Origin of the sequence: Mesorhizobium sp. M0239 (assembly GCF_040321815.1) — a bacterium.
Lineage (GTDB): Bacteria > Pseudomonadota > Alphaproteobacteria > Rhizobiales > Rhizobiaceae > Mesorhizobium.
Genome location: NZ_JAMYSG010000002.1, coordinates 141,523 through 155,542, shown reverse-complemented (window position 1 = coordinate 155,542; position 14,020 = coordinate 141,523). Strand labels below are relative to the sequence as shown.

Annotated in this window: 14 protein-coding genes; 10 read left to right on the top strand and 4 right to left on the bottom strand. The window is 62.0% G+C overall.

Annotated elements, in window-relative coordinates; translation table 11 throughout:
• Nucleotides 1–125 precede the first annotated feature (125 nt).
• On the bottom strand, nt 126–623 hold the full coding sequence (locus NKI99_RS02380; RefSeq protein WP_023812222.1) for a (2Fe-2S)-binding protein: 498 nt from the start codon (nt 621–623) through the stop codon (nt 126–128).
• Between the two features lie 263 nt (nt 624–886).
• Here NKI99_RS02380 and NKI99_RS02375 point away from each other — a divergent pair, with 263 nt between their 5' ends.
• From NKI99_RS02375 to NKI99_RS02365, 3 genes are all read left to right on the top strand, one after another.
• A complete protein-coding gene (locus NKI99_RS02375; protein ID WP_352609579.1) occupies nt 887–2,071 on the top strand; it encodes an FIST N-terminal domain-containing protein in 1,185 nt (394 codons plus the stop codon).
• A gap of 14 nt (nt 2,072–2,085) precedes the next feature.
• Complete coding sequence (locus NKI99_RS02370; protein WP_023812224.1) at nt 2,086–3,426, top strand: hybrid sensor histidine kinase/response regulator; 1,341 nt, start codon at nt 2,086–2,088, stop codon at nt 3,424–3,426.
• 433 nt (nt 3,427–3,859) lie between these two features.
• The gene (locus tag NKI99_RS02365; RefSeq protein WP_031213515.1) at nt 3,860–4,414 is read left to right on the top strand and encodes a tetratricopeptide repeat protein; all 555 of its coding nucleotides are present in this window, start codon (nt 3,860–3,862) and stop codon (nt 4,412–4,414) included.
• A gap of 120 nt (nt 4,415–4,534) precedes the next feature.
• On the opposite strand, the gene NKI99_RS02360 is transcribed toward NKI99_RS02365, so the two are convergent.
• Nucleotides 4,535–5,218 (bottom strand): response regulator, encoded by a 684-nt coding sequence (locus tag NKI99_RS02360; RefSeq protein ID WP_023812226.1) that lies wholly within the window; start codon nt 5,216–5,218, stop codon nt 4,535–4,537.
• A 175-nt stretch (nt 5,219–5,393) separates the two neighbouring features.
• On the opposite strand from NKI99_RS02360, the gene NKI99_RS02355 reads away from it, so the two are divergent.
• The 3 genes from NKI99_RS02355 to NKI99_RS02345 are packed head-to-tail and all read left to right on the top strand — an operon-like array spanning nt 5,394 to nt 7,207.
• Nucleotides 5,394–6,089, top strand: coding sequence for a fumarylacetoacetate hydrolase family protein (locus NKI99_RS02355; RefSeq protein WP_023812228.1), 696 nt, complete (start codon nt 5,394–5,396; stop codon nt 6,087–6,089).
• A gap of 4 nt (nt 6,090–6,093) precedes the next feature.
• Complete coding sequence (maiA, locus tag NKI99_RS02350) at nt 6,094–6,744, top strand: maleylacetoacetate isomerase (RefSeq protein ID WP_023812229.1); 651 nt, start codon at nt 6,094–6,096, stop codon at nt 6,742–6,744.
• Nucleotides 6,734–7,207, top strand: coding sequence for a DUF4262 domain-containing protein (locus NKI99_RS02345; RefSeq protein ID WP_023812230.1), 474 nt, complete (start codon nt 6,734–6,736; stop codon nt 7,205–7,207). The genes maiA and NKI99_RS02345 overlap by 11 nt, the downstream gene beginning before the upstream one ends.
• Nucleotides 7,208–7,209: 2 nt before the next feature.
• On the opposite strand, the gene NKI99_RS02340 is transcribed toward NKI99_RS02345, so the two are convergent.
• Nucleotides 7,210–8,451: an MFS transporter gene (locus NKI99_RS02340; protein ID WP_023812231.1), complete on the bottom strand. Its 1,242-nt coding sequence runs from the start codon at nt 8,449–8,451 to the stop codon at nt 7,210–7,212.
• Nucleotides 8,452–8,550: 99 nt separating this feature from the next.
• Here NKI99_RS02340 and NKI99_RS02335 point away from each other — a divergent pair, with 99 nt between their 5' ends.
• Together NKI99_RS02335 and NKI99_RS02330 are read left to right on the top strand one after the other, a co-directional pair.
• A complete protein-coding gene (locus NKI99_RS02335) occupies nt 8,551–9,012 on the top strand; it encodes a winged helix-turn-helix transcriptional regulator (RefSeq protein ID WP_023812232.1) in 462 nt (153 codons plus the stop codon).
• Between the two features lie 98 nt (nt 9,013–9,110).
• The gene (locus NKI99_RS02330) at nt 9,111–10,151 is read left to right on the top strand and encodes a zinc-dependent alcohol dehydrogenase family protein (protein ID WP_023812233.1); all 1,041 of its coding nucleotides are present in this window, start codon (nt 9,111–9,113) and stop codon (nt 10,149–10,151) included.
• Between the two features lie 18 nt (nt 10,152–10,169).
• Here NKI99_RS02330 and NKI99_RS02325 read toward each other — a convergent pair whose 3' ends face one another.
• Nucleotides 10,170–11,060 (bottom strand): DMT family transporter, encoded by an 891-nt coding sequence (locus NKI99_RS02325; protein ID WP_023812234.1) that lies wholly within the window; start codon nt 11,058–11,060, stop codon nt 10,170–10,172.
• Between the two features lie 104 nt (nt 11,061–11,164).
• Here NKI99_RS02325 and NKI99_RS02320 point away from each other — a divergent pair, with 104 nt between their 5' ends.
• Nucleotides 11,165–12,568: an aminotransferase-like domain-containing protein gene (locus NKI99_RS02320; RefSeq protein WP_023812235.1), complete on the top strand. Its 1,404-nt coding sequence runs from the start codon at nt 11,165–11,167 to the stop codon at nt 12,566–12,568.
• 232 nt (nt 12,569–12,800) lie between these two features.
• Nucleotides 12,801–13,997, top strand: a complete 1,197-nt coding sequence (gene cml / locus NKI99_RS02315) for a CmlA/FloR family chloramphenicol efflux MFS transporter (protein ID WP_023812236.1) — start codon at nt 12,801–12,803, stop codon at nt 13,995–13,997.
• The last annotated feature ends 23 nt before the right edge of the window (nt 13,998–14,020 follow it).

Genomic DNA, 14,020 nt, shown 5'->3' with positions numbered 1-14,020 from the left:
CAGAAATTCCTCCGGAATTTATGGGAGTAGGGCAGTAGGGGAGTAAGGGAGTAGGGAAAAAGAGGCCTCGTTGCGTTGGCCTTTTTGCCCTACTCCCCTACTGCCCTACTCCCTTATTCCCTTGCCTAAGCAGCTTGTTTCGCCTTACCCTTCGACCCCTTCATCGTCGTCGATGCGGCGAGGATCGCCTTGACGATGTTGTGGTAGCCGGTACAGCGGCAGATGTTGCCGTCGAGCTCGGCGCGCACCGTCGCCTCGTCGAGCCCTTCGGGGTGGCGGCTGATCATGTCGGTCGCCGTCATGATCATGCCCGGCGTGCAGAAGCCGCACTGCAGCCCGTGATGTTCCTTGAAGGCGGCCTGCACCGGATGCAGGTCGGCGCCATTGGCCAGGCCCTCGATCGTCAACACGGTGGAGCCGGAGGCCTGCACCGCGAGCATCGTACAGGATTTGACCGCCTTGCCATCGACGTGGACGACGCAGGCACCGCATTGCGAGGTGTCGCAACCGACATGCGTGCCGGTAAGGCCGAGATTTTCCCGCAGGAAGTGAACCAGAAGTGTTCGGTCCTCGGCAGCACCGCTGACCCGCTTTCCGTTCACCATCAACGAAACGTCCGACATGGTCCCTCCCTGGGTATCAACCTTGGTATCCACGCTGCCGACGCGGTATTCGCGCTTCGGTGGTGCATTATTCGTACACCGCACATGGGACAAAAAACAGCACGTCGCAAACGCGGAACATTGTACTTTCGGTCATGGCCGCGCCCAAACATGCGGTGCCGGTGGCCCCATTGCCAAACCGCCGATTGAAGGCAACAATGTCGGTCGACGCCCGCGCGCCAGAAGCATTTAAAACAGCCGCGCACAAAAAAGCGTCGGAGGAAATGCGGAGAACATCGCTGGCCAATTCACAGACGCGCTATGCATGCGGCCTGTCGGCGCTCACCACGGACGAGCCCGACATGGAGGCGTTCGCCAAGGCGATCGCACTGGAAGCAGCCGCCATCGACGCAGGCTTTGCCCTGCTGTTCTTTTCCCAGAGCCTGGTCGAAGCCAGCGCCCTTTCCCAGGCGCTCATGACCCACGCACCGGCGCTCCACCACGCCGGCTGTTCGACTGCCGGCGAGATCACGCCGCAAGGTCTCGAGGATGGTCATGTGCTGGCCATGCTGCTTCCGTCCACCGCGTTCACCGCCGTCAGCGTGATGGTCGAAAATCTGTCCTCGTCGGGTATGGACAGGATCACCGGCGAGGTGGAGACCCTGCGGCGATCGCTGCGCGCGCGCCTCGGTTGCGATCGGACCAACGGCACTTTCGCGCTCTGCTTCATCGACGGGCTCTCTTATGCCGAAGAAGCGGTGAGTTCAGCCATCCACTGGGGCCTCGATGACATACCGCTGCTTGGCGGCTCCGCCGGCGACGATCTGAAATTCGAGACGACGCGCCTGATCTCGAACGGCAAGGTCACCTCCGACAGCGCCATCATCGTGCTGATATCGACCGAAATTCCCTTCCATGTCTTCAAGACCGACAATTTCGTTCCCACCGATGAAAAACTGGTGGTGACGGCTTCCGATCCCGATCACCGCATCGTGCGCGAATTCAACGCCACCAATGCAGCGCAGGAATATGCCGCGTCCGTCGGCATCGTCGCGCAGATGCTGACGCCACTGAGCTTCGCCTCGCATCCCGTGGTGGTGAAGGTGGGCGGCCAATATTATTGCCGGTCGATCCAGAAGATGCATGCCGACGGCTCGCTGTCGTTCTTCTGCGCCATAGACGATGGCGTCGTGCTGTCGATCGCTCAACCCAAGGACATGGTCGAATCGACGCGCGCCGCCCTGCGCGATGTCGAGGAGAGGCTTGGCGGCATCGACATGATCCTCGGCTTCGACTGCGTGCTGCGCCGGCTCGACGCGCGCAATCGGCAGGTGTTTCGCGAGATTTCGGAACTCTACCGGGTCAACAATGTCATCGGCTTCGGCACCTATGGCGAACAGTACCGGTCGATGCATCTGAATCAGACTTTTACCGGCATCGCCTTCGGCGAGCGCCAGGCGGCGGAATAGGACGGCGCAACAAGATGCCGCTGAGGGACATAAACGATCTTGAAAAGCTGAAGAAGATCAACGCGGCACTGGTCAGCCGCGTCGAGCGCTCTATGGACCAGCAAGGCAACGCCTTTTCGCTGTTCCAGACCGCGATTTCGCTGGAAAACCGGGTGCGCACCCGCACCGAGGAACTGCACTCGACCTTGCGCCGGCTGGAGCAGTCGAACATCGACCTCAGCGCCGCCAAGGAAAACGCCGAACTGGCGAACCTGTCGAAAACCCGTTTCCTCGCCGCTGCCAGCCACGACGTGCTGCAGCCGCTGAACGCGGCCCATCTCTCGGTTTCGGCGCTCGCCGAAGTTCAGACCAGTGACGAGGGCAAGAAACTGGTGCGGCAGGTCGAGCGCTCGCTGGAGACGATGGAGGATCTGCTTAGAACGCTGCTCGACATCTCAAAGCTCGATGCCGGCGTGGTGCAGCCCGACATAAGCGATGTCAGCCTGGAGGCGCTGTTCTCGTCGCTCCGCTCGGATTTCCTGCCGGTGGCGGAGATGAAAGGCCTGTCGCTGAAATTCCGGCCGGTCCATGCCGTCGTCCGCTCCGACCGCACGCTGCTGCGCCGCATCCTGCAGAACATTCTTTCCAACGCGCTGGGCTATACACGCTCGGGCGGCGTGCTTGTCGGCACCAGACATCGCGGCGACACCATCCGCATCGACGTCGCCGATACGGGCTGCGGCATTCCCGACGACCAGCGCGAGGCGGTATTCGAGGAGTTCCATCGCGGCACCTCGCCGGCCAATGCCGAACTGGACGGTGGCGGTCTCGGGCTCGGGCTTGCCATCGTGCGCCGCATGGCCAGCGCGCTCGGCCATCCCGTGACATTCTCGTCGAAGGTCGGACGCGGCACGATCTTCCACATCGATGTTCCCGTCGGCATCGGTGCGCCAGCCGATGCCATCGCTAGCGTTGCCGATATGGAACGGCCGCGCGGCTATGGCCTGTTCGGCACCAAGGTGCTGCTGGTCGAGAACGATATCGAAGTGCTGCAGGCCATGACCTTCCTGCTCGAACGCTGGCAATGCCTGGTGCGGGCCGCGACCTCGACCGACGATGCGCTCGACATGCTTGGCGACACCGACTGGGTGCCCGACATCGTCATTGCCGACCAGCATCTCGACGGCGGCGATCTCGGCACCACGACCATCGCCGAAGTCCGCGATTATCTCGGCCGCGCCGTGCCGGCGCTGATCGTCACCGCCGACAGTTCGGAAGCGGTCGCCAAAGCCGCCCGCTCCGGCGGCATCGAACTGATGCGCAAGCCGCTGAAGCCGGCACAGCTAAGGGCGCTGCTGGCACATTTGCTGGCTTAGACAATAACCAATTCGATGCTTAACTACTTGGAAAGACGGAGGCGTCACTTTTGAGATCGCCACCGTTTAAATATTGGAAATTCCGAAAAAAAGTTGACGATGATCTTCCGGAAGTCCGCATACATTACGTATCCGCACGCAGTAGTTTGACAATTTGGATCGAGACCTCTTGGACATTCCTTTTCATCCAGTCGCAAGGACGTGCTTGATAATTTTGGCGTCCCCATAAAAAGCGGCACGGCAGATGGGATAAGGAAGGTAACGCTCATGCGCGCTGACGCGGTGCCGTGATTATGAGGGGCATCGTCCAGGCGCGACTGTGAGATCCGGCAATTACGGTGACAGTGCACTCTTAATATGTCCTCCCGGCCCATAGTGCATACTGTCAACGCATTTGATAGCGCAAAGGTGATGATTGAAAGAGGAGCTACCTATGTCCGATGACGACACGCATTTAGTTCAAGCCAAGGAAGCCCTCCACAAGGGTGAAGTGGAGAAAGCAATATCAATTCTCTTAGACGCAATGAACTATGAGAGCAAGAAAGCGGCGGCGGCGTATTCTCTGGGGATAGTTTATGACAGTAATACCGATTGTCACGATGATGATCTGGCGGTAAGTTACTATTCGATTGCAGAAAGTGGCGGAATCGAAATGGCAACTTATAGAATTGCTGGGTTGAAACAAAGAATTGGCGACAATATTGAATCTTTAGAGCTGTTTAAAAAAATCTCCACCCGGAACCCGTCCGCCGCCTACTGGTGCTATCGCTTGATACAGAAAAATGAACCGACTGATCCGGATGCTGAAATATTTCTAAAAAGCGCTGCATCTCAAGGCCACATTCTTGCGAAGAGGGATATATTAATGGAGAAACTGAAAGGAAGGCGAGGCGCTGCTCAAATGGTTATCGGCGCGTTTGGTATGATAAGACTATTTAGAGAAACGATGGCTGCATATGCGGCGAGGGATGAGCTACTGTACCAATAGATGTAGAGGCCGAAATTGTTGCGATTTTCGAATTACGGTGACAGTGCACTTTTACCACGTTCGCCCAGCCAGTGTTGAGCGTGGTGGTGACAACCCTACTTGGATGAGGGACGGCGAGCCTCAAAACCCAGCCTGATCCCGAAACAGCTCCGCATTGTCCAGCTTCGAAACCTCGATCACCGCCTGCGTGCGGCTGTAGACATTGAGCTTGCGCAATATCTCCGAGACATGCGCTTTCACGGTGGTCTCTCCCACCTGCAGCTCGTAGGCGATCTGCTTGTTGAGCAGGCCCTGGCGCAGCATCTGCAGCACGCGCAGTTGCTGGGGCGTCAGCGTCGACAGGCGCTGCACCATGTCGGCGCGGTCGACGCTTTCAGCGTCGGGTGTGCGGCCTTCATAAGTTTCCGGCACATAGATCGCGCCTTCCATCACCGAGCGTATGGCGGCGGCGAGGTCGCTCTTGCGCGCCGATTTCGGGATAAAGCCGGCGACACCATAGGACAGCGCCTCGGAAATGATCTTCGGCTCCTCATAGCCCGAGACGATGACCACCGGCAGGCGCGGATAGCGGGTCCGGAGCTGCAGCAGGCCTTCAAAGCCATGCACGTCGGGCATGTTGAGGTCGAGCAGCGCGAGATCGAACGGCTTGGCGCCGGCCAGAAGGTCCAGCGCCTCGGTGATCGAGCGCGCCTCCACGGTGTCGACTTCCGGGTAGGCCATCTGCACGGCGCTGTGCAGCGCCTCGCGAAACAGCGGGTGATCGTCGATGATCAGGAACCGGGCGCGATCGTGGGTTGCGGTCATAGGGGTTCATTTCAGTTCGTGGGCGATTAGAATAGCCTCGTCAGCATGGCCAGATTATTGCCAAATAGTATATCGCCATCTCCGGCGGAAAGTGCCGCCGGCACTTTCTCGACCAAATCGCCTTGTCCAGGCCCCCAAATCGGTCGAATGTTCCGGCAACCAAGCAGAGACCCACATGACAGAATTCGTCCTTCCCTTGCCCGCAACCGCATCGGTGGCCATTGCGGGCTCGTCCGATCGTTTCGCGGTGCGCCGTATCTACTGCGTCGGCCGCAACTACGCGGCGCATGCCCGCGAATTCGGCAATGACGAGCGTGATCCGCCCTTCTTCTTTACCAAGCCGGCCGACGCGGTGGTCGATTCCGGCACCGCTATCCCCTACCCGCCGCTGACGGCCGATCTACACCACGAGATCGAATTGGTGGCTGCGATCGGCAAAGCCGGCTTCCGCATTGCCCGCGACAAGGCGCTGGACCACGTCTGGGGCTACGGCGTCGGCATCGACCTCACTCGCCGCGATCTGCAGGACGAGGCCAAGAAGGCCGCCCGTCCGTGGGACTGGTCGAAGGCCTTCGACCGCTCCGCGCCTTGCGGCCCGCTGATCCCCGCGGCGAAATCCGGCCACCCACAGAAGGGCCGCATCTGGCTCGCCGTCAACGGCAAGGTCAGGCAGGATGCCGACCTCGCTGAACTGATCTGGCCAATATCGGATATCGTGTCGATCTGCAGCGAGGCGATGGAGCTCGAGCCCGGCGACCTGATCTTCACCGGTACGCCGGCAGGCGTCGGCGCGGTTGGCCCCGGCGACACGATGACCGGCGGCGTCGACGGCATCGGCACCATCGAAGTGACCATCGGCCAGCCGAAGTGAGCGCATGAGCGGCCTCGTCCTGCATAATTACTACCGTTCCTCCACCTCCTACCGGGTGCGGATCGCGCTGGAGATGAAGGGGCTGAGCTACGACTATGTCCCGCATCATCTGCGCCATGGCGAACATCTGGAACCAGCCTATCTCGCGGTCAATCCGCAAGGCCTGGTGCCGGCGCTGGTGCTCGGCGACGGCACGCTGCTGACGCAATCGCTGGCGATCATCGAGTTCCTCGACGAGACCAAACCGGAACCACCGCTGCTGCCGAAGGACCCGGCCGGCCGGGCACGCGTGAGAATGCTGGCGCAGATGATCGCCTGCGACATCCACCCGGTGAACAATCTGCGCGTGCTGACCTCGCTGCGCACGCTGTTCGGCGCCGGCGACGAAGACATCGCCAACTGGTTCCGCCATTGGGTGAACGAGGGCTTTCAGCCGCTTGAAAAGATCATGGCGTCGGCGGCGGAGAGGGGTACATTCTGCCATGGCGACGCGCCGGGCCTGGCCGACATCTGCCTCGCCGCGCAGATTGCCAGCAACGCCCGCTTCGGCGTCGACTTGACCCCCTACCCGACGATCGCGCGCATCAATGCCGCCTGCATGGCGCTGCCGGCCTTCCAGAAAGCCGCGCCCCGGAACCAGATCGATGCCGAGTAGAAAAGCCACCGACCCAGGTGAAGCCAAGGCGCTGGCCGATATAGAGGCTTATGGCTGCCACATCTTGCATGTGCTGGAGGAAGGCGACGATCCGCCTTTCACCTATTCGGTTGGAATAGAGCACAACTTCAAGGCGCCGGAACTCATCGTCATCGGCCTGAAGCCGGAAATCTCCCAGTTCATCATCAACGAGTATTGCAGCCGCGTCCGCTCCGGCGAGGTTTTCCAACCAGGGCAGCGATCGTCCGGTTTTATCGAAGGTTTCGACTGTCAATTCGGCGCCGTTCATATCGAACACTATCGCGAGCATTTCGGCTGGGACCTCTGGTTCTACGACGGCCTGGATTTCGGTGTTCTCCAGCTGATCTATCCCACTGTGGACGGCATCTGGCCGTGGCAGGCCGAGGCGAGCGACTGGTTCCGAGCCTGGCAGCCGCTTCTCGACACCGCGCCGTGGCCATAGGCTTATCTGCCGACGCGCAGCGTCAACGCCCAGAACAGCAGCGCCAACAGGCCGATGCCGGCGCCAAGCACACAGACGCCATTCCAGCCCATTGCACCATAAGCCATGGTCGAGGCGATGGAGCCCAGGGCGCTGCCGACCGAGTAGAAGATCATGTAGCCGCCAACCAGTCGGCTGCGCGCATCCGGCCGCCGGGCGAAGATCAGGCTCTGGTTGGTGACGTGGACGGCCTGGATCGCCAGATCCAGCATGACTATGCCGGCGACGAGCAACCACAGAGACATGCCCATGAAGGCGATCGGCAGCCAAGCCGCCATCATCAGCAGCAGGCTGAGGCCGGTGACCAACTGGCCGCATCCACGATCGACGAGGCCGCCGGTCCAGCGCGCACCGAGCGCGCCGGCGACGCCCGCAAGGCCGAAAAGCCCGATCTCGGTATGCGAAAGTGAAAATGGCGCGACGCTGAACGGCAGTACCAGCGGCGCCCACAGCACGTTGAAGCTGGCGAAGATCAGCATGGCCAGCACCGCCCGCACGCGCAGCAGCGGCTCCTGCGCGAACAGCAGCAGCACCGAAGCGAGCAGGCGTGGATAGGATGTGCGTGGCCGCTCCGCCTCGTGGCGCGGCAGGATCAGGTAGAGAACCATCGCCATGACGAGCGTCAACATGGCCGAGACAAGATAAACCCAGCGCCAGCCGGCGAAATCGGCGACGACCCCCGAAGCGAAGCGGGCAAGCAGGATGCCCAGGATGACGCCGCTGGTGACGGTGCCGACCGCCCGCCCCCGCTCCGATGCTACAGCGAGGTCGGCAGCGAAGGCGACCAGCACCTGCACCACCACCGCCAGCAGCCCGACGACCGCGAGGCTCGCCAGCAGCATCGCCGCGTTGGGCGCGATCCCGACCGCCACCAGCGCCACGGCAGACAGAATCGCCTGCCCGGCAATCAGCTTGCGGCGATCGAACAGGTCGCCCAGCGGCACGATGAAGAACAGGCCGAGCCCATAGCCGATCTGCGTGACCGTCACCACGATGCCGACCGAGGCCGGCGCGATAGCAAAATCATGCGCTATGGCGTCGAGCAGCGGATGAGCGAAATAGATATTGGCGACGCTCAGGCCGCAGGCGATGGCGAAGATCAGCGCGGTCAATCGTGACAATCCCGTAGGCGGCGGCGCCACCCGATGCGGCCCATCGGATTGCTCGAGGCTTGTTGCACCGCTGTTCGCCACCTGCATGTTCATGTCTCTCTCCACAAAAGGTTTCAACTTGAAACCTCTTGCTGGATAGGCGGAACAGTTTTATGTTGCAACCGAAATTAGAGCATTGGACCGACGACTGCCATGGTGAAACGAACGAGCCACCACGAAGCGGATTGCTTCATAGCGCGACCACTGGACGCGATTGGCGACTGGTGGTCGCTGCTCATCGTGCGTGACGCCTTCGACGGCTTGCGGCGCTTCGGCGAATTCCAGAAGAGCCTCGGCGTCGCCAAGAACATCCTGTCGTCGCGGCTGCGCAATCTTGTCGCGCATGGCATCCTCGAAACGGTCCCGGCGCCCGACGGCAGCGCGCATCATGAATATGTGCTGACGCAAAAGGGACGCGGCCTGTTCTATGTCCTGGTTGCCCTGCGGCAATGGGGCGAAACCTACTTCGCCGGACCGGGCGAACCCTATACCTTCATGGTCGACAATCTCACCAGCCGGCCGATCAAGCGACTGGAAGTACATGCCGAGGACGGGCGGCAGCTTGCCCCCGGCGAAACCCGGCTTGCCGACTTTCGCAACCGCGGAACCGGTTAAGAGCTGCTGCCTGCCAACAGGCCTGGCGGAATCGATTTCTGCTCGACCAGACAGGGAATCGGCTATCGTTTCCTGCAGCACAGAGGGTGGAGTGACCGATGAAAGCCGTCGTCTTCGAGAAATTCGGCGAAGCGCCGAGGATCCAGACCGTTCCTGATCCGAAGCCGGCCGCTGATGGCGTCGTCATCAAGGTCGAGGCGACCGGTCTGTGCCGCAGCGACTGGCATGGCTGGATGGGTCATGACGACGGCATCACGCTGCCGCATGTGCCGGGCCACGAGCTGGCCGGCGTCGTTGTTGCCGCCGGCAAGCAGGTCACCCGCTGGAAAGCCGGCGAGCGCGTCACCGTGCCGTTCGCCGTCGGCTGCGGCCGCTGCTTCGAGTGCAATTCGGGCAATCACCAGGTCTGCGAACACCAGACACAGCCTGGCTTCACCGGCTGGGGCTCGTTCGCCGAATATGTCGCCATCGAACACGCCGATACCAATCTCGTGCGCTTGCCCGACGAGATGGAATTCGCCACCGCCGCCAGCCTCGGCTGCCGCTTCGTCACCTCGTTTCGAGCCATCGTCGACCAGGGCCGGGTGAAGCCGGGCGAATGGGTCGCGGTGCATGGCTGCGGCGGCGTCGGCCTGTCGGCGATCATGATCGCCAGTTCAATGGGCGCCAATGTCATCGCCATCGATCTCACCGACGAGAAACTGGATTTCGCCAAAAAGATCGGCGCCGTCGCCACCATCAATGCATCCACGACACCGAACGTGGTCAAGGCGGTCAAGCAGATCACCAATGGCGGCGCGCACATGTCGATGGACGCGCTCGGCCACCCCACCACCTCGTTCAATTCGATATCCAATCTGCGCCGGCGCGGCCGCCATGTGCAGGTCGGCCTGATGCTGGGCGAGCATGCCCGGCCGCAGGTGCCGATGGACAAGGTGATCGCCTTTGAACTCGAAATCCTCGGCAGCCACGGCATGCAGGCCTACCGCTACCAGGCGATGATGGACATGATCCGCAACGGCAAGCTGAAGCCCGAACTGCTGGTCGGCAAGAGGATCAGCCTCGACGAGGCGCCCGCGGCCCTGATGGCGATGGGCGGCTTCGAGGGCATTGGTATTGGGGTGGTCACGAAGTTTTAGGCGAGGACGGTACCGTCGTCAGGCGATCGCGCGTCGTGGCAATTCCTGCTTCGCGAATCGCTTGGCGCCGACGACGCAAAGCACGACGCCAAGCGTGACGACCACCATCAGCGGGCTGACCTGCTCGTGCAGCAGCGTCGCTGCCAGTGCCAGTCCGAAAAATGGCTGCAGCAGCTGCAACTGCCCGACCGCGGCGATGCCGCCTTGCGCCAGCCCGCGATACCAGAACACGAAGCCGATCAGCATGCTGAACAGCGAGACATAGGCAAGCCCTATCCACGCACTGACGCCGACGCCGTCGAACGACGGCGGCATGGTCATCAGCGTCAGCACCAGCATGATCGGCAGCGACAGCACCAGCGCCCAGCAGATCACTTGCCAGCCGCCAAGCTTGCGTGACAGCGCGGCACCCTCGGCATAGCCCAGACCGCAGGCGATGATGGCGGCCAGCATCAAACCATCACCCACCGGCGAGGCCGTCACGCCCTGCGTCAGGGCAAAACCCGCGACCAGCGCGCTGCCGATGCATGAAAACAGCCAGAACGCCGGGCGCGGCCGATCGCCGCCGCGCAGCACGCCGAAAATCGCAGTGGCCAGCGGCAGCAGGCCGACGAAGATGATGGAATGGGCCGTGGTGACGTGCTTGAGCGCCAGTGCGGTCAGCAAGGGAAAGCCGACCACCACGCCAAGCGCGACGATCACCAGCGACAGCAGGTCGCCGCGCTCCGGACGCTTTTGCCGAAACAGGAGCAGCAGTGCCAGGCCAAGCAGTCCGGCAATCGCCGCTCGGGCCGAAGTCAGGAATGTCGGATCGAAATCCCTGACCGCCACGCGCGTTGCCGGCAGCGAGCCGCTGAAGATCAACACGCCGATGAATCCATTCATCCAGCCGCTCGCGGTCTTGTCCATCGTATGCTCCGTTTGTCGGCTCCGTATCGCGCGGAGCCGGTAGTATCGCCAGAGACAATGCGGTACAATTACACACAACTGTCATGCTTAGAAGAGCAGTACGGATGGACAAACAGACAACAGGAAGCGAGAGCAGCGGAACGCTGGTCGAAGGCGTCATGGCGACGATCCGCCAGCGGATCGCGGCGCGCAGCCTGACGCCGGGAGCGCAATTGCCGTCGATCCGCACCTTTGCCAAATCCATGCGAGTGTCCAAATCCACCGTGGTCGAAGCCTATGAGCGGCTCGCCGCCGAAGGTGCGATCCGCTCGCGGCCGGGCTCCGGATTCTATGCCGCCGGATCGCTGGCGCCGCTGTCGCTGGCCGAGATTGGTCCTCGCCTCGACCGCGCGGTCGACCCCCTCTGGATCTCACGCCAGTCCCTGGAGGCCGGCGACGACATGCTGAAACCCGGCTGCGGCTGGCTGCCGGCCTCGTGGATGCCGCAGGCAGGTCTGCGCCGGGCACTGCGCACGGTAGCGCGTGCCGACGATATCGCACTGGTCGATTACGGCACGCCGCTCGGCCTGCCACCGCTGCGGCAATTGCTGGCGCGGCGTATGGCCGGGCACGGCATCGAGGCCTCTCCCGGGCAGATCATGCTGACGGAATCAGGCACGCAGGCCATCGACCTGTTGTGCCGGTTCCTGATCGAGCCGGGCGACACCGTGCTGGTCGACGACCCCTGCTACTTCAACTTCCACGCTCTGTTGCGCGCCCACCGGGCCAAGGTCGTCAGTGTCCCCTACACGCCGTCGGGGCCGGATATCGATCTATTCGCGCAAGCGTTGGCCGAGCACCGGCCGCGCCTCTACATCACCAATTCCGCCATCCACAACCCGACCGGCGCGGTGCTGTCGCCAGTCACCGCCCATCGGCTGCTCAAGCTCGCCGACCAATCGGATCTGACCATCGTCGAAGACGACATCTTCGCCGATTTCGAACATGCGCCCGCCCCGAGGCTGGCGGCGTTCGATGGTCTCAACCGCGTTGTCCACATCGGCAGCTTCTCCAAAACGCTTTCGGCGTCGGTTCGCTGCGGCTTCATCGCTGCACCGCGCGACTGGATCGAGCCCCTGACCGACCTCAAGATCGCCACTACCTTCGGCGGCGGCCGGCTCGCGGCCGAACTGGTGCTGACGCTGCTCAAGGACGGCAGCTACCGCAAGCATATGGATTTGCTGCGCGCGAAGCTTGCCCGCGCCATGGGCGAGACCAGCGTTCGTCTGAAGGCGATCGGTATCTCACCCTGGATCGACCAGCCGGCCGGCCTGTTCCTGTGGTGCAGCCTGCCGGATGGCGTCGATGCGGCTGAAGTGGCCCGCCGCGCTTTGGCCGACAACATCGTGCTGGCGCCCGGCAACGCGTTCAGCCTGTCTGGAACGGCCAGCCGCTTCCTGCGCTTCAACGTCGCCCAATGCACGGACGAGCGGATTTTCACGGTGATCGAAGCTGCGATGGCGCGTTGATGCCCATCAAGCTGATCCTGTTGCCTGGGCAACCTTCGGCTGCTAGGGAACCGCGAGCGCACTCGAGAGAATGTCCGCGCAATCATTCCGGGATAGTGGTTATGGGAACCAGCAAGTCAGCAGACAAGTAGGCCGCAACAGCAGTTCGTTGTTGCGGCGGCCCGTCATTTCCCATTTTCAGTGAGAACGGCAGATCGCCGCCAAATGTAGCCATTTGAGCGGATGTTCAATCATGCCTTGTCCAAAAAACCCGACATGGACCACTTCCCTGCCAGCAGCCATGGTGCTGATGGCGCCCTTCGACATCCTGGCCTCGCTGGCCATGGATATCTACCTCCCGATCGTCCCGGCGATGCCGGGAATCCTCAAGACATCGCCTGATGTCATCCAGCTGACGCTGAGCCTCTACATGATCTGTCTTGGGCTCGGCCAAATCGTCTTCGGCCCGATTTCCGACAGGATCGGCAGGCGTCCGGTGCTGATCGGCGGCGCGCTTTTATTTGCAGGCGCTTCCGGCCTGCTCGCCTGCACCTCGCTGGCCATGGTGTTCGTCGCCTTGCGGGTCGTGCAGGCCATCGGTGCATCCGCCATTCTCGTTGCGACCTTTGCAACGGTTCGCGACGTTTATGCGCAGAGGCCTGAAAGTGCCGTCATCTACGGCCTGTTCAGTTCGATGCTGGCCTTCGTGCCGGCGTTGGGGCCGGTTGCCGGTGCATTGATCGCCGACAATCTCGGCTGGCGCGCGATCTTCCTGACGCTCGGCGGTCTGGCGGTAGCCGCCACCCTCAACGCATGGCCGAGATGGCATGAAACACGGCCCACCAATGGCAACGACAGGCGAATGGCGTTTCGTCCCATTCTCTCCAGCTTAGCCTTCTGGACCTATACGCTCGGCTTCAGCGCCGCCATGGGCGCCTTCTTCGTGTTCTTTTCGACAGCGCCACGGGTGCTCATGGATCGCGCCGGCTTTTCACAACTCGGTTTCAGCCTTGCCTTTGCCACCGCGGCACTGGTCATGATCGTGACCACCCGCTTCGCCAAAAGGTTCATTGCACACTGGGACATCGCGGGCAGCGTCGCGCGCGGCATGGCGATGTTGCTGCTCGGCGCGGCACTGCTGGCATTCGGACAGGTATTCGCGGCACCGTCCTTCGTCACATTCGTCGGCCCGATGTGGGTCATCGCCGTGGGCATCGTCTTCACTGTTTCGGTCACCGCGAACGGCGCACTCGAGGCCTTCGGCGATGTCGCGGGAACCGCCGTCGCGCTCTACTTCTGCATCCAGAGCCTTGTCGTCGGCATCCTCGGCACGCTGTTCATCATCCTGCTTGATGGAGACACGGCGTGGCCGCTGGTGGGCTACTGTTCGGTCATGGCGACGCTCACACTAAGCGCGCTGAGATATTTGCGGAAACGCCAAACCGAATAAACGGGACAGATGAGAAGCCTGGG

Excerpts from the sequence above, each read along its gene's own strand:
- NKI99_RS02320 (WP_023812235.1), top strand. The coding sequence starts at position 11,165 with ATGGACAAACAGACAACAGGAAGCGAGAGCAGCGGAACGCTGGTCGAA.
- NKI99_RS02380 (WP_023812222.1), bottom strand. The coding sequence starts at position 623 with ATGTCGGACGTTTCGTTGATGGTGAACGGAAAGCGGGTCAGCGGTGCT.
- cml (WP_023812236.1), top strand. The coding sequence starts at position 12,801 with ATGCCTTGTCCAAAAAACCCGACATGGACCACTTCCCTGCCAGCAGCC.
- NKI99_RS02335 (WP_023812232.1), top strand. The coding sequence starts at position 8,551 with ATGGTGAAACGAACGAGCCACCACGAAGCGGATTGCTTCATAGCGCGA.
- NKI99_RS02365 (WP_031213515.1), top strand. The coding sequence starts at position 3,860 with ATGTCCGATGACGACACGCATTTAGTTCAAGCCAAGGAAGCCCTCCAC.
- maiA (WP_023812229.1), top strand. The coding sequence starts at position 6,094 with ATGAGCGGCCTCGTCCTGCATAATTACTACCGTTCCTCCACCTCCTAC.
- NKI99_RS02330 (WP_023812233.1), top strand. The coding sequence starts at position 9,111 with ATGAAAGCCGTCGTCTTCGAGAAATTCGGCGAAGCGCCGAGGATCCAG.
- NKI99_RS02340 (WP_023812231.1), bottom strand. The coding sequence starts at position 8,451 with ATGAACATGCAGGTGGCGAACAGCGGTGCAACAAGCCTCGAGCAATCC.
- NKI99_RS02355 (WP_023812228.1), top strand. The coding sequence starts at position 5,394 with ATGACAGAATTCGTCCTTCCCTTGCCCGCAACCGCATCGGTGGCCATT.
- NKI99_RS02360 (WP_023812226.1), bottom strand. The coding sequence starts at position 5,218 with ATGACCGCAACCCACGATCGCGCCCGGTTCCTGATCATCGACGATCAC.
- NKI99_RS02375 (WP_352609579.1), top strand. The coding sequence starts at position 887 with ATGCGGAGAACATCGCTGGCCAATTCACAGACGCGCTATGCATGCGGC.
- NKI99_RS02345 (WP_023812230.1), top strand. The coding sequence starts at position 6,734 with ATGCCGAGTAGAAAAGCCACCGACCCAGGTGAAGCCAAGGCGCTGGCC.
- NKI99_RS02325 (WP_023812234.1), bottom strand. The coding sequence starts at position 11,060 with ATGGACAAGACCGCGAGCGGCTGGATGAATGGATTCATCGGCGTGTTG.
- NKI99_RS02370 (WP_023812224.1), top strand. The coding sequence starts at position 2,086 with ATGCCGCTGAGGGACATAAACGATCTTGAAAAGCTGAAGAAGATCAAC.